Source organism: Microcystis ichthyoblabe FBCC-A1114, from assembly GCF_050500245.1.
GTDB lineage: Bacteria > Cyanobacteriota > Cyanobacteriia > Cyanobacteriales > Microcystaceae > Microcystis > Microcystis ichthyoblabe_A.
In genome coordinates this window covers 1783448-1803675 of sequence record NZ_CP191408.1, presented here as the reverse complement: position 1 = coordinate 1803675, position 20228 = coordinate 1783448, and the positions used below count along the sequence as shown (strand labels likewise).

Here is a 20228-nt window from a genome sequence, read left to right as displayed (position 1 = left end):
CGGAAAAAACAGTCTAGATTTTTAAGTTGGTAGATGGCAATAATATCTGTGGGATGGGTTAATTTTTAACCCACCCCACTTTACCTGTCTAGACATCCCGAGGATTGAGATGGCTCATTTCCCAAGTCACATAGGTACCGATCGGACTCCAAATCAGGTAGGGTAGGAGTAGGATGCCCGCCCAAGAAGAAACAGGGAAAACCAAGAGCGCCAGAAGACAACCCAAGAAAAAACCCGTACCTCCGATAATCGTTCCCGCTTTGAGACTGCGTAGTTTACAGGTGACGGGAGTATAGGCACTAATAGTCAATTCCACCAACAGATAAAAAGCCATCAAAAACCAGCGATTAGCCGGTTGAGCTTCCCAGACTAAATAAGCAGAAATTGCGCCACAAATATAGATAATTGTCCAGATAAGAGGGATTAATCTTTCAAAGCTTAACCAATCGGGACGACGCAAACGCGCAAACCAACGCACATCGCGAGAATTGAGTAATCCCCCAGCTAACGCTACCAAAAACCCCACGACACCGATAAGCAACCAAGAGGGAATCATGATTTTAAGCTATCCTCCGCTAATTTTGGCTTTGTAACCCGATTCAATGAGAATTTGTAGAATTTTTTGGCGATGATCTCCTTGGATCTCAATGGCATTTTCTTTCACTGTACCACCCGTTCCGCAAGCAGTTTTTAACTGTTTTAATAATTTCGTCAGAGTTTCGGTTTGGCATTGAAAACCTGTAACCATGGTAACGGTTTTTCCCGCACGACCAGAGCGGGAGGTTTGTACTCGCAAATTCTGCTGATTTGGGGGTAATTCAGGGATGGAACGCTCAAAAGCTTGAGAATTGCTTTGATCTCCAAATTCCTGATAGGCAATCCGGTTTTTTTCCTTAGATTTACTCATATAGCAATTATCATACTGGGTTTGGGGGTTTTTCAGTGACCAGTAAACAGTAAACAGTAATCAGTGAACTGAAAACCAGCATCTGATAACTGATAACTGATAACTGATTCAAAGCTGACTGCTGATAGCTCTTAATTGGTTGGACTGGCAGCGCATTTGATTAAGTTCAGCTGCCGACATTCGATCGAGATGACCTAAAATCATATTAACTCGACCTTGGGATTTTAATTTTTCTCGATGTCGTGCCAAAAAATCCCAGTAAAGAAAGTTAAAAGGACAGGCTAAATCCCCGACTCGTTCATTTTTTTTATACAGACAACCCCGACAATAATCACTCATTTTATCAATATAGTTGGCCGAGGCGGCGTAGGGTTTGGAAGCGAGAATTCCCCCATCGGCAAATTGTCCCATTCCCAACACATTAGTCTGCATTACCCAATCGTAGGCATCGATAAAAACACTATGAAACCAGTTTTCAATCTCTTGGGGAGAGCAACCAAAAATTAAGGCAAAATTGCTCAAAATCATTAATCTTTGAATATGATGGGCATAACCGGTATTTTCCACCTGTGATAATACTTGTTTGAGGCAATTCATCTCGGTTTGGTTACTATCCCAAAAGAAAGCCGGTAAGGGTTGTTGATGCTCAAACCAATTATGATTAGCGTAATCTTCTCCCAAATAATGATAAATACCCTGCATATATTCCCGCCATCCCAACACCTGACGGATAAATCCTTCGATGCTATTTAGGGCTAAATTATCTTTTTTATAGGCAATTTCTGCCCCTTGAATCACTTCCAACGGCGTTAGTAATCCTAGATTAAGATAGGGAGATAATAGGGAATGCCAGAGGGTTTCTTCTCCCGTTACCATCGCATCTTGGTAGGGTCCAAAGTTGGGCAGACAATTAGTAATAAAATGCTCCAAAACCTGTAAAGCTTGTCTGCGGTTTACTGCCCAGGGAAAAGGTTTGATTTTTCCATATTTAGGAATATCTAAAGCTTCCACATCAGCGATAACCTGAAGGGTAATTTCATCGGGTTCAAACCAAAGAGGAGCAGCAGTTTTTAATCCATCCTTGGGCGGTTTGCGGTTTTGTTTATCAAAGTTCCATTGTCCTCCTATGGGTTGATTATCCTCGATTAAAATCTGCCATTTTTTGCGACTTTCTCGATAGAAATCCTCTAGTAATAGTCTTTTACGAGATTTAGCCCAATTATTAAAATCTGTCCTAGTCCAGAGAAAGTGATTATTATCAATTAGGGTTATAGCACAGTCTAAATTAAGATTTTTGATTAATCTAAGAAAAGGTAAATCATTAGGCATCATAATCTGTAATTCTTTAATACCTAATCGTTTAATCCAAGCAGATAAAATCGGCTCAAAATCTTCAGTAACTTCGTAGGTTACAGACCATCCTAAAGTTTTTAATTCTTCGGCAAAATGACGCATCGCCGACCAGATTAAAACTAATTTTTGCTGATGATAGGGTCTTTGTCGAATATGATTGTGGGATTCAATTAAAATAACCGGCGTTTCCTGTGCATAGGCTTGACGATTAGCTAAGGCCGCTTGTCCTGTCCATAATTGATCACCTAAAATCCAAATACCAATGGTCATAATTATTTCATTGCCTCGACTATTCCCCCGTATTTTTTAGCCATAATATCCGCCATTTCCCGAGCAGAAAATTTACTGGCTTTGTCGATGCTGGGGGTAAATGTCCCCATAGGGGTTAAATAATGGGTAAATACCCCGACTTTTTTGCTAATAATCCACATATTTCTTGAAGTCAAAAATCAAAAAGGGGATGGGAAGTGGGGTGTGGGGTGTGGGGTGTTTTCTCAGTGAACTGATAACTGATAACTGATAACTGATAACTGATAACTGATTAGGTTTTTGTCCTGAGACTTTGGGCGCTTAGATAAAGTTTCGTCCATTCTTTGACCACTTGCGTGCGTTTACAGTTTAATTCGCCAGCGATTTCCTCAAGGGTTTTACCCGCTTTTAAGCCATCGATAACGCTTTTACCCGTGGGAGAAAGGCCAGCATAGTAACTTTGCCATTGACTGAGAGTTAAGCCAAAATTATGCTCTTTCGGGCTGATTTCTAACCATTCAGCGATTAATTCTGTCCCTTCCTTGAGGGCAAAAACCTTAATCGCATGATAGCCAACTTTTTCCCGGAGACGATAAATCCGTTGGACGGGAATATTCATCGCCAAGGCGATCTCATCTTGGCTTTCGCCTCCTAGATAGAGGTTAAACCAAGTCACCGCCTCCCGACTAACATTTTCCCCTAGATACTTGGCAAAACTCTCTTGAACTTTTGCCCGTTGAATTTGCGCTTCTTGACAAGTGCGTTGATCTTCGTAGGTAGCGATCGCATTTTGATCCAGTAAACTTAAGCTAGTTTCCCCCTCATCGCCACTAATTTCATCGGAGAGAATCCGGATCATTTCTTGCTGCGGCACGTTAGTAATACCGCTTCTCGATTGACGACGGAGATAATTAACAAAACGATAGGCTAACAGGGGTTGATTGCGGATCGGACGCAGAGCGTATTCCTCTAGGGTGGCTAACAGCAGCTGATCACGAGTAGCTTGATCGTTGGTACAACGAGCGATCCATGCTAACTGGGATTGCAGATAGCGATCGCTATTTAACATTTCTTGAATAATTTCTTGCAAGACATCGGCCACCGCTTGCCGACGATCGCGACTTAAGGAAACCCAAGTGCGAATTTTTTGCCGGAGAGTGACACAAGCACCGAGACGATCGATCAGGTTACGATAGGCGCGGGTGGGACTAACCTTGAGATAGCGTTGCCGCAGAATTTGCCAAAGATAGACTAATCCCCGTTTAGCGATTTCTAAATCTCTCTCGTCTAAATTTTCCCAACGTTGGCTATCTTCACCGAGTAACCAATTGATAATGGTATCCCGTTGGCGATCGGTTAAGGAATCCTCTGTTTGAGAGAGGCGATCTTGCCATTGTTGCCTTAACTCGTCGATTATTGTCGTCATCGAAAAATTGAGTTCCAAACCCCGTCTTTTTAGGACGGCTTTAGTTTGAATATTAGCGCATTTACACGATATATGCTAAAACCTGAGCCATGGAGAAAGCCTATCGCTGCCAATTTTACCCAACACCCGACTAGAACGAACTAATCAATTAAGTCTTTGGCCAGATAATGATTTAGGGCGATCTCGAAGAGTTCCGCTTTGCGGTGCGCATTCTTTCCTAGGGTGTGTTCCCTGAAAACATGACAATTTCAAGGTTAACCAATATTTGGGAACGCACCACCCCTACCATTTATAATTCGGGAACATTTTCCTGTTCATAATTTTCTATTAATATTCCCAAAATTTCCATTAAAGAAGCAAGAGAATGATTTTCATTTTCTCCTATTTCATCTATCAAATTATCTAACATAATTACTAATTGTTCATATTCTGATTCGCTACGGGGTATAAAGAGTATTTGCTTTAAGTTTGTCCAAGCTTGCCGTGTTTTCTCTATATCTATCGTCGGCATTTTTTTACTCCTTCCATTTATTTTTGTCCTATTCAGCATGAGTTAAAACTTCTCGAATATAAATTTTTTGTCGCTTGTAATGAATCGCCGCTATGAGTCTAATCTTATTTCCACCTTGGAACCCCCTAAGCTACATCTACATACTCACAGATCGACACTGATTCAGGAACAGTTAATCCATCTTCTTTTAAGCCTTCCAAATGAAAAATTATTGCCTCAGCAATTAATTGTTTAACTTCTTCTAATGTTTCTGCAACCGCAACACATCCGGGAAGATCGGGAACATAAGCACCGTAGCTATTTTCTCCTTTTTCAATAACAACTGCATATCGCATTATATTTTGTCCTCCTCAATTTGAGCTTGTCGCCATATATTTTTAAGAGTCCCAATAGGAACATCAACGCTGGATTTCGACCAACAAAGCAAAGGTTTGAGCTATCACCACTACAATCAAATCACTACTCACCCGCAGCAGACAAAGCCATAAATCCCGAAAATATTGCCCTTAATTAGCTTTAACTTTCTGCCCCATTGTATCGGCAGTGGTAGTGGAAACCATGGCCGCCATAACTTGTTCGGGGGAAACCGTAAAAGGCAGACGATGAATGTCCGAATTAGGCTGACAGGCAATTGCGGCCGCGTGGCGCAACTGGGCAAGGGAAACATCTTTTAATCCTAAATCCTCTAGGGATTTCGGTAAACCAATTTGTTCATAAAACTGGATTAGTTGCCCCCGGGCCGATACTGCTAATTGATTACCCAAAACTATTTCCTCTAGACGCAATTGGGCGAGAATTCCGTAGGCGACTTTTTCCCCGTGGAGCGCGTGATGGCAAGCGGGAATATGGGTTAAACCATTATGAATTGCATGGGCGGCCACGGTACGACAATTAGCGCCCCCTAAACCACCAATTACTCCGGCTAATAAAACGGTGGCATCTACCACCTGTTTCCAGTCCTCCCCGCCGATATTTTCCAGAGCTGCCGGGGATTTTTGGAAAAGGATATCCCGCAAAACCCGGGCCTGTTGGACAGCGGCAATGATCAGGGTTTCTGTGGAATGACCGCTACTGACGGAGGCCTCGTACCATTTAGCGATCGCATCGCCAATACCAGCGATTAAGGTTCTTTTCGGGGCAGTTTGGATAATACCGTAATCGAGAATTAATAAATCCGGACAACGGGCTAGGGACAGATCGTAAAGAAACGCCCCCGCGTCGGAATAGACGTTAGATAGGGCTGTCCAAGCGGCACAAGTGGCGGCGGAGGTGGGAATCGTGGCGATCGGCAAATGGCACTGATGGGCGAGTAATTTGGCCGTATCGAGGGCCTTGCCGCCACCCACACCGATGATAAAATCTGCCTCATGACTCTTGACAGATGCCTTTAAATATGCTAAGGAATTTTCCGAACAATCGGGGGCGTAACTGTGATAGCTGGGGGTGAGATTTTTCAGGGGAGATGACAAAAAAGCTAAATTGCGATCGCCGCCCACCACCAGGGGACGTTTACCCAAATCCGCTAACTTGCCGGTGGATTCTTCTAGGGCATTGTCACCCCGAATCACTTGTGCGGGGGCGATTAACAGGGGCAAAACAGCGACAGCATTGGACATTTTTTGACAACCTCAAGGATTATTGGCTAATTTTAGCGAAACTTTCGGGAAAAAGCTGTAGTTCAGGAGTATTATCCCCCGGGGCGGAGAAGGATTTTTTAATCTGTCCCAGGTACAAAGGAGCGGATAAACCGGGCTGAGGATGAACCAGAGTGCGAGCGCTAATGATAAATTGATTATTACCGCCAGCACCGGCGCGACCGGAGGAAAACAAGTCACTAGCGGCTTGTTTTAGGGTTGCCTCCACCTGCTCGGGAGTAACAGTATTGGGCAGGGAGATAACAGCTTGATTAGCTCCGTTATCATAGACAAGGGAGAATCTCACTGCTCCAGGAATTTCGGTACGGGTAAATAATCCTAACCCAAGACCGAAAATCCCCACCGTCAACACAGCCATAAAGCTAGTGACACCGACGAGACGAAAGCGGATTCCCCAACCGACGAGAAAAGCGATAATCGTGAGTACCAAAAAAACCAGCGTGGCAATACCAGACCATTGGATGTATTTGGCAAAGTTCAGGGGAATGTCCATATTTTCTATAATACTAATTCTATGAAAACGGTTAGCATAAACCATTGTACCTATCCTGTTGTCGAAACTTTCCATTCTGTGCAGGGCGAAGGCTTTTGGACGGGAAGCAATGCTTTTTTCCTCCGTTTGGGAGGTTGCGATGTCTATTGTCCTTGGTGCGACCAAAAAGAGTCTTGGAATGCCCACCGTTATCCCCAAAAATCCCTGGGGGAATTGGTTGAGATGGCAAAAGGGGCTAACCCCGCTATGGTGGTGATTACCGGGGGTGAACCTTTGATGCACAATCTTGATCCTTTGACCAAGGAATTAAAAAATCAGGGTTTACGGGTACATTTAGAAACTTCTGGCGCTCATCCTTTTACCGGGGTTTTCGATTGGGTGACTTTTTCTCCTAAAACTTATAAAATGCCCGATCCTAGTATTTATGCACGGGTAAATGAGTTAAAAATTGTCGTGGCTCATCCAGAGGATTTAGACTGGGCAGCTATGCAGGAAAGTAAGTTATCGGAAGGGGTGATTAAATATCTACAACCCGAATGGAATACAGCAGAAAGCAAAGAGTTAGTCTTTAATTATGTTCTTCGGCATCCCCAATGGCGTCTCAGTCTCCAAACCCATAAGTTTTTAGGAGTCCGCTAACTGATAACTGATAACTGATAACTCAGGTTAACTAACTATTTTTCGCCTCTAATTTGGTCAAACGACTTTTAAGTTCCTGATTTTCCTGTTTCATTTTTTCTAATTGCTCGCGAATTTCCTGAATTGCTTTGTCGGAACCTAATTTTTTCTGGACTTTTTGTACTGCTTCCTCCGCTACACGACGAACGCGACCATCGGGAGTTCGATCGCTCAAAGCTTGTAAAATAGCGATAGCTTTGGCATTTTCTATCTGTCCTAAAGCGTTACACACTGCCACTTGTGTCAAGAAAAAAGTTTCCTTGGCAATGGTTTCTAAACGTTCCAAAATTACGGTTAATTTGTCGGTGGTTTGTCCGGAAGAAATCGCTCCTAGGGCGCGGATAGCTCCTAATCTCAGGGGTTGAGGCGTGCCTAAAGCCGTGTAGGTCAAAATTGACTCTAAAGCCGCCGGCGAGGTTTTTAACTGGCTTAAACCGCCAATTGCGCCCGCTCTTACTACCTCATTCCACCCCTTTCTTGACTGTAAAATATGATTGAGCAGGTCAATAATTTCCCCTTCTTGATTTTGCAATTGTCCCACGGCCATGGAGCCTAATCCTCGCGCTGTGGCCGCTTCCACATAATAACTAGCATCTCCAGCTTCTAGTAGGGATTTAAGCGCGTTATAACTATCTAAGGTTTTAATTTCACTTAATCCCTCGACAACTGCCCGACGTACTTGTGCTTTTTCGTCGTTTAAACCTTTAATTAAAGCAGTAACTGCCTGATCTAAACCAAGAGTTGCTAACTGTTTGGCAACCTCCACACGCACCCCCCAAAAAGGCTCATTTTCTAGGGATGTCCCTAAAGCTTCGATCGCTTCTAAACTGCCTTTTTTAGCAATGGCCGTCGCTGCATAGATACGGGAAATTGGATCGGGATCCTGTTGTAATTGCGCTTTTAATTCGCCTATGGGATACTCAAGAGTGACGGTTTTGAGGAAATTATTACCCCGATCGAACTTGACAAAATCGGGCTTTTGTGCTAGGGGAAAATAGAAACTTTGTTCTTTTTGGTGAATCCGCAGATTGTAGGTAATATCCTCAGAGTTGAGATAGGCAAAAGCGACGGGAATTTTCAAGTCGAATAGTTCCTTTTCGTCCTGGGTTTGGGTGACAGTTAATTGGGCTAAATTATTCTGATTGTCCCAACTGTAGGCCACCTTATAATCGGGATGACCACCGCGATAAACGTACTGATCAAAGAGGAATAATAAATTGTACCCGGTCGCTTTTTCGATCGCCCGTAATAAGTCCACGGTTTCTACGGTTTTATGGGCATTATCCCGCACAAAAGTATGAATCGCTTTTTCGAATAAATCTTCCCCTAAAATAGAGCGGATCATGTGATAAACACAAGCAGCTTTTTCGTAGAGATGACAATCATAAAGTTCGATCGCTTCTCGATAAACATGAGTAACAATCGGACGACGATAGCGGGAAGTATCTTCTTCTAAATAACTTCTTGCTTCCCCTAATAAATAATAACTAGCATCAGCTTTTCCGTATTCCGATTCTGTCCATAAAACCTCAGAATAGGAAGCCATTCCCTCTTTAATCCAAGCGTGAGACCAGTGTTTAATCACCACTAAATCACCGAACCATTGATGAGCTAATTCATGGGCAACTAAGCTTTCTGTCCAAGTATGATCGATGCTGGCTCTTTGATCAATTAAACAGCGATCGGTTAAAATTGTGGTGGAAGTATTTTCCATCCCACCAAAAATAAAATCATCTACACAAACTTGCGCGTATTTGGGATAGGGATAGGGATAACCAAACTTTTGGCTAAAAAACTCGATCATGCGGGTAGTTTTACCCATACTTCTTTGTCCCTCTTCTTCCCGTCCTTTTTCCACATAATAAGTGACAGGAACACCATTCCATGAGTCGCATAATTCGGCAAAATCTCCCACCGCAAGAGTCATTAAATAGGTAGGATGAATTTGCTTTTGTGACCAGTGATAAATTCTGTCTTCACCAACGGGTTCCACTGAGATTAATTCCCCGTTAGAAACAGCCATATAGGGTTGGGGAATTTTAACCCGAATTTCAGAAGTGACTAATTGGCCAGGGTAATCAAAACAGGGAAACCAAAAGCGAGAATCTTCCTCTTCTCCCTGGGTCCAAACTTGCATCGGTTTATCGGGATAGTATTCGTCGGGTCTGATAAAATATAATCCACGTTGCGGTTGCTTAACCTGATAGTTAATCGTCAGGATAATCGGTTTATCGGTGGTGGGTTGTAGCAGATGAATGGTCAGAAGAGAACGATCATAGTCAAAGGGTTGACTGATACCTTCAATGAACACAGAATTAATATTTAGATCCACCGCATCCAGAGTTAAACTGCTAATTCCCTGACGAATGGGGGTGAGGGTAATCTGACAGCTGCCCTGAAAACTTTGTCGGGGAATATCAATAATTAAATCGAGAAAAATATGATTAACTTGTCCGGGTCGATCGGGGTTATAATGGGGTTTAGCCCCGGGTAATTCAAAGGGTTGACGCTGATTATTTTCCGTGTCGATGGTGAGATGAGACATATTAGCCCTAACTTGCTGATTTTTGTCCGGTAAACTTAAATTAACACGATCGGTCGTCCCTTTCCTTGCTAACAATAATCCCACCCCTATGAATCTCCCCTCCTTTCTCTGGTTATGGAAAATTGCCGCTTGGTCGATGGGATTTACCCTCTTTGCCTATTTTTTACTGGCAGTTTCGGGGGTAAACATGGGTTATCGACGACTTGCGGGCCAATCTCGACCGAAATGGTTAAGACCCTTTCATCTCCTCAGCGGCCTGATCATGGTTGCTTTGGTCTTAATTCTGCTGGGAATCGGATTAGTGGGAACAATCGGTCATTATGGCAGTTTAGGCCACTCTTCCCACCTGATAGCGGGTTTATCGGTGGTTTTTCTGGTTTTTGTTTCGGCAATTAGCGGCCTGAACATTACAACTCGTCCACCTCTAGCGCGGTCTCTCCACATCGGCACTAATCTTTTATTGTTTCTGGGTTTTCTTTTTGTTACCCTAACAGGATGGGATGTGGTCCAAAAATATCTACAATAAAAATAGTCGGCGATCGAGTGGAGACTGTTTGATCAAGAAAAACTAGCCATCTCATCCCGAAAAATCGCTTTTTAGTGACAGAATACTCACCCCCAAATCATTATGCAAACCGTCGAATCACAAGCTATTAACACGATGTCAGTGCCAAAAAAAGGGCTACCGGTAACAATTATTACTGGGTTTCTTGGTAGTGGTAAGACTACTCTCCTCAATCATATTCTCAGCAATCAACAGGGATTAAAAACTGCTGTTCTTGTCAATGAATTCGGTGAAATCGGTATCGATAACGAACTGATTATCAGCAGTGATGACAGCATGGTAGAATTAAATAATGGCTGTATTTGCTGCACGATTAACGAGGATTTAATTCAAGCAGTTTATAAAATTCTCGAACGTCCCGAAAAAATCGATTATTTAGTCGTAGAAACCACGGGATTGGCCGATCCTTTACCGGTAGCTTTAACCTTTTTAGGGACGGAATTACGGGAAATGACCCGTTTAGATTCCATTGTCACTATGGTGGATTGTGCCAATTTTAGTCTTGATTTATTCAACTCGCAAGCGGCCTTAAGTCAAATCACCTACGGTGATATTATTGTTCTCAATAAAACCGATCTAGTGGATGAAGCGGATGTGGATTCTTTAGAAATAAGAATCCGGGACATGAAGGAAGGAGCGAGAATTCTTCGTACTAGCAAAAGTCAAGTCCCTTTACCCTTAATTCTCAGCGTCGGACTATTTGAATCGGATAAATATTTCGACACAGAAGAAGAACACCACGACCATGATCACCACGACCACGATCACGAGCATTGCGATCATGATCACGACCATGATCACCACCACGATCACGATCATGATCATCACGACCATTCCAATCATTTAGAGGTGGATGGATTTACTTCTATTTCCTTTGCTAGTGACCAACCTTTTTCGATTCGGAAGTTCCAATATTTCCTCGATAATCAGTTACCAGAAAGCGTTTTCCGCGCTAAGGGTATTATCTGGTTTGATGAAAGTCCTAAACGTCATATTTTCCACCTCAGTGGTAAGCGTTTCACTCTCGAAGATGACGAATGGAAAGGTACTCCCAAAAATCAGCTAGTTCTTATCGGTCAAAATCTCGATCATGAAACCCTAAAAGAACAGATTAACAATTGTCTCAGTTTACCTGCTGTCAATCGCGGTAAAGGATTTGGGAAATAAACCCCGCTTTGTAAATCTACTAAGTTGGGATTTTTAAGGGGAAACTCTCTGCTAAAGTCGGGCGTTACTTTCGATTTTTTCCCTCAATCCAAGCTTTTGGGGGGTTCTACCCCCCAAACCCCCCGTTGGGGGCGTGGCGCCGCCCCCAAACCCCCCGCGCATTAGCTTTTCGGTGGGATGCTTACAGGCAGCTGCTGATCTATTTGTCATCATCTAAAAGTCACCGATAATTGCTGATTGTCGGTATTTCTGCCTTCCTAACTCCTGACTCTAAGGACAATTTTTTGATTTTTACAAGAGGTCTATTGACCTTCTTGAGGTACTTTTCCTCCTAAAGATTCCACGATCGAGCGAGTATTTTCCCTGAGCATTTTTACATAACTATCCCCTCTAGTACCCACCGCACCGATCGAATCAGAATATAATTGTTGTGGTGCTAATTTCACCCCCGCTTCTTCGGCTACAGTGGTAATTAAAGCGGGATTAATAGTCGTCTCGGCAAAGATAGCAGCAACCTTGAGATTTTTAATAGCATCGGCTAAATTTTTCACCGTTTGGGCGCTTGGTTGTTCTTCGGTACTAATACCAATTAAAGTTCCCGATACTTTTAAACCATAGGCATGAGCATAATACTGAAAAGCGTCATGAGTGGTGACTAATTGTCTTTGGGAAGGGGGGATAGTTTCAATAGCCACAGTAATCCAGCGATCAAGATTTTCTAATTCTGCGATTAATTGGGCGGCATTTTGGGTAAAAATCTCTTTATCTTCGGGACTTAATTCAATCAATTGATCTCGGATTTTTTCCACCATGATTATACCATTTTTTGCTGAACCCCAAACGTGGGGATCGGGGACTTTCTGCCCCTCTTTTTCCAATTGTAAAGGCTTGATTGCTTCTCCCACAGCCACTTTTTTAGCTTTAATTCCCGTAGAATTGATCATTTTAATTAACCCCGGTTCGAGATTATAACCGTTATAGAGAATTAAATCGGCTTTTTCTAAAGCCACACTATCGGCGGGAACTGGTTCATAAACGTGGGGATCATCCCCGGGTTTTAAAATGTCTTGATGGTCAATTTCTTCACCGCCCACTCGTGCGGTTAAATCGGCGATAATTGTGCTAGTGGAGATTACCTTGGGTTTTTGGTTATCAGTAGTATTAACCGAGGCATGACAAGCAACCAATACCAAAAATAAACAGGATAAAATTAGTTTTTTCATCGAGAAATAGAGATGAGGGTTTAGGGGTTAGAGATGAGGGTAAATGGCATTGATATCTATCTTGATTTTTTTCCTGACTAAAGACTCCTTTTACCATTAAAATAGAGAATAGAGAAGGTGTAAATTGAAGAGATATGGATAACCAAGCCCCGATTAAACTACCGAAAACCAGCGAATCCGACCACCTCAAGCGCATTCGTCACACCACCTCCCATGTTATGGCCATGGCGGTGCAGAAATTATTCCCGAAAGCCCAAGTTACTATCGGGCCTTGGACTGAAACCGGATTTTACTACGATTTTGATGTGCCGGAACCTTTTACCGATAAGGATCTCAAGGACATCAAAAAAGAGATGGTCAAAATTATCAATAAAAAACTGCCGGTGATTCGCGAGCAAGTTTCTCGGGAAGAGGCGGAAAAGCGCATTAAAGCGATTAATGAACCCTATAAGCTGGAAATTCTGGCGGGAATTCAAGAACCCATCACCCTTTATCATCTTGGTGACGCTTGGTGGGATTTGTGCGCCGGTCCGCACCTAAGCAATACAAGTGAACTAGAGCCGAAAGCGATCGAATTAGAGACGGTAGCGGGTGCTTATTGGCGTGGGGATGAGAATAAAGCCCAATTACAGCGCATTTACGGCACGGCATGGGAAAATCCCCAACAATTAGCCGAATACAAGCGCCGTAAGGAAGAAGCACTGAAACGGGATCATCGCAAATTAGGCAAAGAATTAGGTTTATTTATTTTCTCTGATTCTGTCGGGCCGGGGTTGCCTTTATGGACACCGAAAGGCACTTTAATTCGTTCTTTGTTAGAAGATTTTCTCAAAAAAGAACAGTTAAAACGCGGTTATTTACCCGTAGTTACTCCCCATATTGCTCGCGTCGATTTGTTTAAAATTTCCGGTCACTGGCAAAAGTACAAAGAAGATATGTTTCCCATGATGGCAGACGATGAGGAATCTGCTAGTAAGGAAATAGGATTTGTCCTCAAACCGATGAACTGTCCTTTTCATATTCAAATCTATAAAAGTGATTTGAGATCCTATCGGGAATTGCCGATGCGTTTGGCTGAATTCGGGACAGTTTATCGTTACGAACAATCGGGAGAATTGGGAGGGTTAACTAGAGTTCGCGGTTTTACCGTCGATGATTCCCATTTGTTTGTCACTCCCGAACAATTAGACAAGGAATTTTTAAGCGTTGTTGATTTAATTTTGACGGTGTTTAAGAGTTTACAATTAAAGAATTTTAAGGCGCGATTGAGTTTTCGTGACCCCGAATCGGATAAGTATATCGGTTCCGATGAAGCTTGGGAAAAGGCACAATCGGCGATTAGAAAAGCGGTGCAAACTTTGGGGATGGATTATTTTGAAGCCCCCGGAGAAGCGGCTTTTTATGGTCCAAAATTAGACTTTATTTTCCAAGATGCCCTCGAAAGAGAATGGCAGTTAGGAACGGTACAGGTGGATTATAATTTACCCGAACGTTTTGAATTAGAATACGTTGCCGAAGATGGTAATCGTAAACGTCCGGTGATGATTCATCGCGCACCTTTTGGTTCTTTGGAACGTTTAATCGGTATTTTAATCGAAGAATACGCGGGGGATTTTCCTCTTTGGTTAGCCCCTGTCCAGATACGATTATTACCGGTTAGTGATAGTCAATTGGATTACGCTAAAGAGGTGACAGCGAAAATGCAGTTGTTAGGAATTCGGGCCGAAACCGATACCAGTGGCGAACGTTTGGGTAAAATGATTCGCAATGCTGAAACCGCAAAAATTCCCGTGATGGCAGTGGTGGGGGCAAAAGAAATGGAAAGTAATAGTTTAAGTATTCGCACCCGTGCCACGGGCGATTTAGGGGTAATTAGCGTCGAGGAAGTGGTGACAAAATTAGAAACTGCCATCCAAAATCACGGTAATTTTTAAGCGTTTGCTCATCTAATTCTATGGGGACAGAAAATATTTCTGTCCCAGTATTTTTGATCAACCCAGGAGATTTTTCGGGTGCATCTGATATTTGTGACTTTCTCTCACTTATGGTGAGCAGCAGCAGTTATTCAAAGAGGGCGAATGCAATTCGCCCCTACAATAATATTATTGCGCCAATAGTAGGGGCGCACCGCGTGCGCCCTGTAATATAGATATTTCTACAAAATTGAGATGCACCCGATTTTTCCTGATTATCCTTTAGGTATCATCATCTTTTTTAAAGGGATTTTCCCCAATCCCCAGTCCTTTTTTGCTCTGTTTTAAGTCTTTCCAGAGGGCTTTAATTTTTTGGTAGGCTTCTAGAGAACTGATTTTGCCCCCCGTTTCCAGATTACAAATAAAACTGACTTTTTGGGCAAATTCCTGTAAATTGGCGTTAAATAGCAAGTTTTCTGGCTTAAATTCCCCATAGTAGGGCGCGCGAGGATAGAGAAAATCCTCCTTGCGGCGATCGGGGAGATTCGGGTTATCATCGTTAGGAGGATTCTGGTTCATAGGGCGATGGCGGGTAATTTTGCGGAATTTCTTTAGATTTTTCGGTAATGGTAATGGGAGATAATATCAGTTGTTGGCTATGATTGAGGATTTAAGTAAAAACTTGGCTGATTTGCCAAAAATTGACACTTAAATCGTGACACTTTTTGGTTATAGGTTAAGATTCGGTCGCAAAATGTTGACAGTTATCTTTAAGCAGCAATTATACATTATTTTTTCTCAACAATCATCTCCCTGATGATCTAAATTTTTTATCTAGGTTGATCGCCAAAATTTGCTGCTGCCGCTATCTGATTAACCATCGATTTTCGTTTATCAATTGCCGAGGATGATAACTATGGAAAAACTCTATGAAGGCAAGGCCAAAATTCTCTATCAAACCGATGATCCCGATATTCTCCTTACTTATTACAAAGACGATGCCACCGCTTTTAATGCCCAAAAACGCGGGCAAATTGTTGGCAAAGGGGAAATTAACTGTACTGTCTCCACTGCCCTATTTCAATGGTTAGAATCCCTAGGAATACCTACCCATTATATTGATCGCCCTAGTTCTAGGGAAATGCGCGTCAAGGCGATTAAAATCATTCCCTTGGAGGTAGTAGTCAGAAATATCGCCGCCGGGAGTTTGTGCAAGCAAACGGGATTAAAGGAGGGGAAAATTTTGCCTTTTCCTCTTGTAGAATTTTACCTCAAGGATGATGCTTTAGGCGATCCTTTGTTAACAACCGATCGCATAAAAGTGATCGATATTGCCAGGGAGGAGCAAGTCAATCAGTTACGAGATTTAGCCCTGAAAATCAATCAATATCTACAAGAATTTTTTGATAAGTGCCAGATTATTCTCGTCGATTTTAAGTTAGAATTTGGAGTTGATAAAACGGGCAAAATTTATCTAGGTGATGAAATTAGCCCCGATACCTGTCGTCTCTGGGATAAAACCCAAGAGGATGCCCAAGCGCGTATTCTCGATAAGGATCGTTTTCGTCGCGATTTAGGAGATGTGGAAACTGCCTATCAACAAGTACAAGCAAGAGTTTTACAACAGATAGAGAGTTTATAACTGTGGGGTGTGTTAGCGAGCGCGTAACGCACCTTAATTGAGATTAGCAATTTAATAATTTATGTCAAGAAGAATTATCGGGTTAACAGGGGGAATAGCCTGTGGTAAATCCACGGTTTCCAATTATTTAGAAAATATCTACAAAATTCCTGTCCTTGATGCGGATATTTATGCCCGGGAAGCAGTGGAAAAAGGTTCGGCAATTTTAGAGAGAATTTTGGCGCGTTATGGCAGAAAAGTTAAAACTGAGGATAATTCTCTTAATCGCCAACAGTTAGGAGAGATTATTTTTAATAATCCCCAGGAAAAAATCTGGTTAGAAAGTCAGATTCATCCCTACGTTAGAGAATGTTTTAATCGGCATTTAGAGCAGTTAGAAGCCCCGATAGTTGTTTTTTCTATCCCTTTATTGTTTGAAGCCAAATTAACCCATTTAGTCACAGAGATTTGGGTGATTTCTTGCAGTTTCGAGCAACAAATTCAACGCTTAATGACTAGAAATAACTTAACTAGGGAACAAGCGATCGCTCGGATTAATAATCAAATGCCTTTAGCCGAAAAAATTGCCTTAGCTGATATTGTTTTGGACAATTCCGGGGATTTAGAAGCTTTATATACCCAGATCGATCGAGCTATACAATAGGGATTAATCTTAAAACAACCAGGCAAATTTTCCCACCCCGAATTTTACATAGAGAATAATTGCCAAAACCAATAAAAATAGAAAGCCAATAATTAATAAATAGTCTTTATTGGTTAAGATTGATTCCTGTAAAAATGTGCGATCGGGATCACCAGAGAAAGCTTTAGCTTGTAGAACTACCTCTAATTTTTGCGATTTAGCCATAGCGTTTAAAATTAAAGGTACAGCGATAGAAGCGTAAATTTTTCCTTTTTGCAGCCAACCCATTTTTTCTATTGCTAATCCTCGTAATCTTTGAGCAGAAATAATCGATCGAGATTCTTCTACTAGGAGAGGAAATAAACGCAGGGTAGAGGAAAAAATAAAGACTATTTTGTAGGGAATTCTGGCTTTAGTTAAACTCACCATCATCTGATTTATATCAGTGGTAAAAATAGCGAGGGGAATAATTAAAACCATGGTGAGAGTTTTAAAGATCACATTTAAACCGTAGAGGGTTCCCTCCACAGTCATTTGAGCAGAACCGACAGTTAATAAGGGAGTTAATTCAGTTTTTCCTGTTAAAGCTTTTACCTGTTCCACATTAAAAAATCCCATGGTAATTAATAAGAATAGATAAAAAGGAGCCATGAATTTTAAAATGGTGAGGAGATAAGACCATTTTACCCCAGCCCAGAGACAAGCTAAAGCGACAATAAGAGTTAGCAAACCGCCAGCGAGGGGACTTTCCCAAGTAAAAGCGATAAGAGTAACCACGATCATCATGGTTAATTTTGTCCGAAAATCTAGGCGAGTAAAAGGAGAATCTCGATCGACGGTTTGCCAGTTAAATGATTGCATAATTAGGAAAAAAGTTAGTAAGTAGCTAGGTGTTAAAAACTGTCAGATGCCCCCCTTATAGGGATCCCCCCGCCTATCGGCACCCCCCTTATTAAGGGGGGCAGGGGGGATCGGCACACCCCTTATTAAGGGGTGATTAAGGGGGGATATATCTTCAATTTAATTATAACTTTAAGGGAATGAGTTAATTACCCATCCCCATCAATCCCCTAGGAAGGGTTAGCAACTCTCTTCATTTGCTCTTGAATTTCAGGGTTATAAATCTGGAGATAATTCCAATAATTACCAAACACCGATTCTATATAACCCTTAGTTTCTCTAAAGGGAATATTCTCGACAAATTCATCGGGATCGCTAAAATCAAAACGCTGTTTCCATTTAGAAACTGCCCCAGGTCCGGCGTTATAACTAGCCACGGCAAAAAGTGAATTTCCTGCGAATTTGCCATGGGTATAATCGAGATACCATGTCCCCATCATAATGTTATCTTCGGGATTAGTTAAAGAATAACTTTTATTGCCAGTATTACCCGCGATATATTTCCCCGTATCGGGCATAATTTGCATTAATCCCACTGCCCCCACAGGAGAACGAATTTCTTTTTCAAAGCGGGATTCTTGCCGGATTAAAGCCGTCACTAGCAGGGGATTTAATTGTCTATCTTTTGACCATTGCAGGATGCTATCGTAGTAGGGGAAAGGGAATAAAGCGTGCCAGTATTTATCATTTTGTCGCAGGACTTTCCAGGCTTCCTTTTCCTCTGGGGTATCTCTTTCTCGCAAGCGCCAAATCAGGTTAATTCCTTCTAAATTTTGATTGCGAGAGAGTTTATAGACACCGAGGTTAAATTGTTCGTCAACGGTTAAATTCCAAGGATCAACAATTTCTGCTTGGAAGAGATTCCAAGCGTCCGTATCTTCACCAATTCGATATAATTCCTTGAAAGCTTCCGAACCGGCGGGGGGATCGTTACGAGTGGCGGGTTTGACGGTGGTAGGATTATAGGAGCGGACAGTGGTAAAATCCCCCACGTCCCAACCTAATAAAACCGCCGAGCGCCAAGCATAATAGGAATGGGGATGACGAGAAATAGTGTAGGTAAAAGCTTGTTTTGCTTCTTGGTTTTTGCCCAGTTTTTGCGCCCATTTTCCCACCCAAAAGGCCGCTTTCGGGGCAGTTTGACTATCGGGATTATTAACCGCAATTGGCTGCGCCCACTGCCACGCCTTGGCGTAATCACCGGATTTAGCAGCTCTTTGGGCCATTAACCAGCGATAATCGGCGGCTTCGTCGGATTTTGGGTATTTATTTAATAGAGTCTGCCATGTTTGACTAGCGGCCTGAGCATTAGTTGAGTTGAGTAATTTGGCTTTCGCTTCCAAAGCTTCCGGGGCGCGATCGGGAAATTGCTTGACAATGCGATCGAGATATGCTACGGCATCGCGGTTAGGAGAAATTTGGGCGAGTCGCAGTAATCCTAAACCGGTTTCTGGGGCTTGGGAATAGGTTTTAATTAATTTTTGGTAAGCGATGCGAGCTTCTGGCAGTTTTTTGGCAATTTGTAGCCCGCGGGCGTAACGATAGGCTTGTTCGGGGCTAGGAGTGGCTTTAGCGTAGGCTTTATAGGCCTTTTCGTACAATCCCGACTGCCAATAACCCGCCCCAATCATTGCCCAATCCGCCGGAGTTAACTGATTGGCGTAGTCTTTCACCAAACGATCGCGGGCCTGATTGAGGGTAGGATCAAAAGGATTAGCCTTGGCTAACTGCAACCATAAGGGAAATTGATCGGGATTTTCTTGAAGACGTTGGCGAATTAAAGCCAAAGTGCGCGGGTGTCGGGGGTATTCCTTGAGCAATTTTTCATGATAACTGGGGTCGTATTTGCCCAAAGAGTAGTAAGCTTCCGCCACTACGGGCGATTGGGGATAGGTTTCCAGTAATTTTTGCCAAATTTCTCGCGCTCTTTCACTATCATTGCTTAATTCGTAGGCGCGTCCCTGTTTGAGGAGAATCTGGGGAGCGAGGACAGGATATTGTTTTTCTAAGCCTTCTAATTGTTTTAAAGCCGGACCGCCTTCATATTTTCTCAATAAATCCATAGCCAAGAGATAGCGGGCGCGACTACGCTCTAAAGAGGGCGCATTGGCATCAGCAACATCTTTTAACTTGACATCTCGCTCGGTTTGTGGTAAGGAAGCGCTATCAACTACGGCAGAGGATTGGTTAGGATCTTGGCTAGGAACCGAAGCACTATTGCGATCGAGCCAAGCGAGAATTTTCGGGTGAAAGAGAAAGAGACTGGTGAGAGTAAAAAGCGCAACCCCAGAACCTAGTCCAAGAATGAGCGGGGTGTGAGGGGGGAATTTCTTAAACATTACCTTAATTCAAGACAGTAACTCAACATACATTATCAGT

Annotated in this window: 21 protein-coding genes; 6 read left to right on the top strand and 15 right to left on the bottom strand. The window is 42.6% G+C overall.

Translation table 11 applies throughout. The features are described from left to right. Nucleotides 1-88: 88 nt before the first annotated feature. The 10 genes from ACQY1Y_RS08715 to ACQY1Y_RS08670 all read right to left on the bottom strand — a co-directional run bounded on the left by ACQY1Y_RS08715 (nucleotide 89) and on the right by ACQY1Y_RS08670 (nucleotide 6639). Nucleotides 89-556, bottom strand: coding sequence for a TspO/MBR family protein (locus ACQY1Y_RS08715; protein ID WP_002739978.1), 468 nt, complete (start codon nucleotides 554-556; stop codon nucleotides 89-91). A gap of 9 nt (nucleotides 557-565) precedes the next feature. Next, a complete protein-coding gene (locus tag ACQY1Y_RS08710; protein ID WP_002740237.1) occupies nucleotides 566-907 on the bottom strand; it encodes a translation initiation factor in 342 nt (113 codons plus the stop codon). 108 nt (nucleotides 908-1015) lie between these two features. Further along, a complete protein-coding gene (locus tag ACQY1Y_RS08705) occupies nucleotides 1016-2530 on the bottom strand; it encodes a cryptochrome/photolyase family protein (protein ID WP_430014405.1) in 1515 nt (504 codons plus the stop codon). A 2-nt stretch (nucleotides 2531-2532) separates the two neighbouring features. Continuing rightward, nucleotides 2533-2691: a hypothetical protein gene (locus ACQY1Y_RS08700; protein WP_287232087.1), complete on the bottom strand. Its 159-nt coding sequence runs from the start codon at nucleotides 2689-2691 to the stop codon at nucleotides 2533-2535. Nucleotides 2692-2801: 110 nt separating this feature from the next. Then, on the bottom strand, nucleotides 2802-3935 hold the full coding sequence (locus ACQY1Y_RS08695; RefSeq protein WP_430014404.1) for a HetZ-related protein 2: 1134 nt from the start codon (nucleotides 3933-3935) through the stop codon (nucleotides 2802-2804). A 289-nt stretch (nucleotides 3936-4224) separates the two neighbouring features. Further along, complete coding sequence (locus ACQY1Y_RS08690) at nucleotides 4225-4446, bottom strand: hypothetical protein (RefSeq protein ID WP_430014403.1); 222 nt, start codon at nucleotides 4444-4446, stop codon at nucleotides 4225-4227. 28 nt (nucleotides 4447-4474) lie between these two features. Next, nucleotides 4475-4549, bottom strand: a complete 75-nt coding sequence (locus tag ACQY1Y_RS08685) for a type II toxin-antitoxin system HigB family toxin (RefSeq protein WP_223210750.1) — start codon at nucleotides 4547-4549, stop codon at nucleotides 4475-4477. A gap of 22 nt (nucleotides 4550-4571) precedes the next feature. Next, nucleotides 4572-4781 (bottom strand): type II toxin-antitoxin system HicB family antitoxin, encoded by a 210-nt coding sequence (locus ACQY1Y_RS08680; protein WP_002750184.1) that lies wholly within the window; start codon nucleotides 4779-4781, stop codon nucleotides 4572-4574. A 171-nt stretch (nucleotides 4782-4952) separates the two neighbouring features. Beyond that, nucleotides 4953-6062 carry an iron-containing alcohol dehydrogenase family protein gene (locus ACQY1Y_RS08675; protein WP_430014402.1) on the bottom strand — a complete coding sequence of 370 codons (1110 nt, stop codon included), beginning with the start codon at nucleotides 6060-6062 and terminating at the stop codon, nucleotides 4953-4955. A 19-nt stretch (nucleotides 6063-6081) separates the two neighbouring features. After that, the gene (locus tag ACQY1Y_RS08670; protein ID WP_002789277.1) at nucleotides 6082-6639 is read right to left on the bottom strand and encodes a Ycf51 family protein; all 558 of its coding nucleotides are present in this window, start codon (nucleotides 6637-6639) and stop codon (nucleotides 6082-6084) included. Between ACQY1Y_RS08670 and ACQY1Y_RS08665 the strand changes: the two genes are divergently transcribed. After that, nucleotides 6616-7233, top strand: a complete 618-nt coding sequence (locus tag ACQY1Y_RS08665) for a 7-carboxy-7-deazaguanine synthase QueE (protein ID WP_123231030.1) — start codon at nucleotides 6616-6618, stop codon at nucleotides 7231-7233. The two genes, ACQY1Y_RS08670 and ACQY1Y_RS08665, sit on opposite strands and share 24 nt — an antisense overlap. A gap of 31 nt (nucleotides 7234-7264) precedes the next feature. Here the strand turns inward: ACQY1Y_RS08665 and ACQY1Y_RS08660 are convergent, their stop codons facing one another. After that, nucleotides 7265-9901, bottom strand: coding sequence for a M1 family aminopeptidase (locus tag ACQY1Y_RS08660; protein WP_430014401.1), 2637 nt, complete (start codon nucleotides 9899-9901; stop codon nucleotides 7265-7267). 4 nt (nucleotides 9902-9905) lie between these two features. On the opposite strand from ACQY1Y_RS08660, the gene ACQY1Y_RS08655 reads away from it, so the two are divergent. Both ACQY1Y_RS08655 and ACQY1Y_RS08650 read left to right on the top strand, forming a co-directional pair. Then, nucleotides 9906-10343, top strand: a complete 438-nt coding sequence (locus ACQY1Y_RS08655) for a DUF4079 domain-containing protein (protein ID WP_045362843.1) — start codon at nucleotides 9906-9908, stop codon at nucleotides 10341-10343. Nucleotides 10344-10445: 102 nt separating this feature from the next. Then, complete coding sequence (locus ACQY1Y_RS08650; RefSeq protein WP_069474780.1) at nucleotides 10446-11549, top strand: CobW family GTP-binding protein; 1104 nt, start codon at nucleotides 10446-10448, stop codon at nucleotides 11547-11549. A 302-nt stretch (nucleotides 11550-11851) separates the two neighbouring features. Here the strand turns inward: ACQY1Y_RS08650 and ACQY1Y_RS08645 are convergent, their stop codons facing one another. Beyond that, nucleotides 11852-12772: a metal ABC transporter solute-binding protein, Zn/Mn family gene (locus tag ACQY1Y_RS08645; protein ID WP_042791092.1), complete on the bottom strand. Its 921-nt coding sequence runs from the start codon at nucleotides 12770-12772 to the stop codon at nucleotides 11852-11854. A 134-nt stretch (nucleotides 12773-12906) separates the two neighbouring features. On the opposite strand from ACQY1Y_RS08645, the gene thrS reads away from it, so the two are divergent. After that, entirely contained in the window at nucleotides 12907-14706 is a 1800-nt protein-coding gene (thrS, locus tag ACQY1Y_RS08640) for a threonine--tRNA ligase (RefSeq protein WP_430014400.1), read from the top strand. A 261-nt stretch (nucleotides 14707-14967) separates the two neighbouring features. Here the strand turns inward: thrS and ACQY1Y_RS08635 are convergent, their stop codons facing one another. Then, a complete protein-coding gene (locus ACQY1Y_RS08635) occupies nucleotides 14968-15264 on the bottom strand; it encodes a DUF7219 family protein (RefSeq protein ID WP_151694659.1) in 297 nt (98 codons plus the stop codon). Between the two features lie 337 nt (nucleotides 15265-15601). On the opposite strand from ACQY1Y_RS08635, the gene purC reads away from it, so the two are divergent. Both purC and coaE read left to right on the top strand, forming a co-directional pair. Beyond that, nucleotides 15602-16327: a phosphoribosylaminoimidazolesuccinocarboxamide synthase gene (purC, locus tag ACQY1Y_RS08630; RefSeq protein ID WP_430014399.1), complete on the top strand. Its 726-nt coding sequence runs from the start codon at nucleotides 15602-15604 to the stop codon at nucleotides 16325-16327. Nucleotides 16328-16388: 61 nt separating this feature from the next. Next, a complete protein-coding gene (coaE, locus tag ACQY1Y_RS08625) occupies nucleotides 16389-16970 on the top strand; it encodes a dephospho-CoA kinase (protein ID WP_430014398.1) in 582 nt (193 codons plus the stop codon). Nucleotides 16971-16979: 9 nt separating this feature from the next. Here coaE and ACQY1Y_RS08620 read toward each other — a convergent pair whose 3' ends face one another. Both ACQY1Y_RS08620 and ACQY1Y_RS08615 read right to left on the bottom strand, forming a co-directional pair. Then, the gene (locus ACQY1Y_RS08620; RefSeq protein WP_016514550.1) at nucleotides 16980-17810 is read right to left on the bottom strand and encodes an energy-coupling factor transporter transmembrane component T family protein; all 831 of its coding nucleotides are present in this window, start codon (nucleotides 17808-17810) and stop codon (nucleotides 16980-16982) included. A 209-nt stretch (nucleotides 17811-18019) separates the two neighbouring features. Continuing rightward, a complete protein-coding gene (locus ACQY1Y_RS08615; RefSeq protein ID WP_430014397.1) occupies nucleotides 18020-20188 on the bottom strand; it encodes a transglycosylase SLT domain-containing protein in 2169 nt (722 codons plus the stop codon). Between the last annotated feature and the right edge of the window lie 40 nt (nucleotides 20189-20228).

Excerpts from the sequence above, each read along its gene's own strand:
- ACQY1Y_RS08715 (WP_002739978.1), bottom strand. The coding sequence starts at position 556 with ATGATTCCCTCTTGGTTGCTTATCGGTGTCGTGGGGTTTTTGGTAGCG.
- ACQY1Y_RS08710 (WP_002740237.1), bottom strand. The coding sequence starts at position 907 with ATGAGTAAATCTAAGGAAAAAAACCGGATTGCCTATCAGGAATTTGGA.
- ACQY1Y_RS08705 (WP_430014405.1), bottom strand. The coding sequence starts at position 2,530 with ATGACCATTGGTATTTGGATTTTAGGTGATCAATTATGGACAGGACAA.
- ACQY1Y_RS08700 (WP_287232087.1), bottom strand. The coding sequence starts at position 2,691 with ATGTGGATTATTAGCAAAAAAGTCGGGGTATTTACCCATTATTTAACC.
- ACQY1Y_RS08695 (WP_430014404.1), bottom strand. The coding sequence starts at position 3,935 with ATGACGACAATAATCGACGAGTTAAGGCAACAATGGCAAGATCGCCTC.
- ACQY1Y_RS08690 (WP_430014403.1), bottom strand. The coding sequence starts at position 4,446 with ATGCCGACGATAGATATAGAGAAAACACGGCAAGCTTGGACAAACTTA.
- ACQY1Y_RS08680 (WP_002750184.1), bottom strand. The coding sequence starts at position 4,781 with ATGCGATATGCAGTTGTTATTGAAAAAGGAGAAAATAGCTACGGTGCT.
- ACQY1Y_RS08675 (WP_430014402.1), bottom strand. The coding sequence starts at position 6,062 with ATGTCCAATGCTGTCGCTGTTTTGCCCCTGTTAATCGCCCCCGCACAA.
- ACQY1Y_RS08665 (WP_123231030.1), top strand. The coding sequence starts at position 6,616 with ATGAAAACGGTTAGCATAAACCATTGTACCTATCCTGTTGTCGAAACT.
- ACQY1Y_RS08670 (WP_002789277.1), bottom strand. The coding sequence starts at position 6,639 with ATGGTTTATGCTAACCGTTTTCATAGAATTAGTATTATAGAAAATATG.
- ACQY1Y_RS08655 (WP_045362843.1), top strand. The coding sequence starts at position 9,906 with ATGAATCTCCCCTCCTTTCTCTGGTTATGGAAAATTGCCGCTTGGTCG.
- ACQY1Y_RS08650 (WP_069474780.1), top strand. The coding sequence starts at position 10,446 with ATGCAAACCGTCGAATCACAAGCTATTAACACGATGTCAGTGCCAAAA.
- ACQY1Y_RS08645 (WP_042791092.1), bottom strand. The coding sequence starts at position 12,772 with ATGAAAAAACTAATTTTATCCTGTTTATTTTTGGTATTGGTTGCTTGT.
- thrS (WP_430014400.1), top strand. The coding sequence starts at position 12,907 with ATGGATAACCAAGCCCCGATTAAACTACCGAAAACCAGCGAATCCGAC.
- ACQY1Y_RS08635 (WP_151694659.1), bottom strand. The coding sequence starts at position 15,264 with ATGAACCAGAATCCTCCTAACGATGATAACCCGAATCTCCCCGATCGC.
- purC (WP_430014399.1), top strand. The coding sequence starts at position 15,602 with ATGGAAAAACTCTATGAAGGCAAGGCCAAAATTCTCTATCAAACCGAT.
- coaE (WP_430014398.1), top strand. The coding sequence starts at position 16,389 with ATGTCAAGAAGAATTATCGGGTTAACAGGGGGAATAGCCTGTGGTAAA.
- ACQY1Y_RS08620 (WP_016514550.1), bottom strand. The coding sequence starts at position 17,810 with ATGCAATCATTTAACTGGCAAACCGTCGATCGAGATTCTCCTTTTACT.
- ACQY1Y_RS08615 (WP_430014397.1), bottom strand. The coding sequence starts at position 20,188 with ATGTTTAAGAAATTCCCCCCTCACACCCCGCTCATTCTTGGACTAGGT.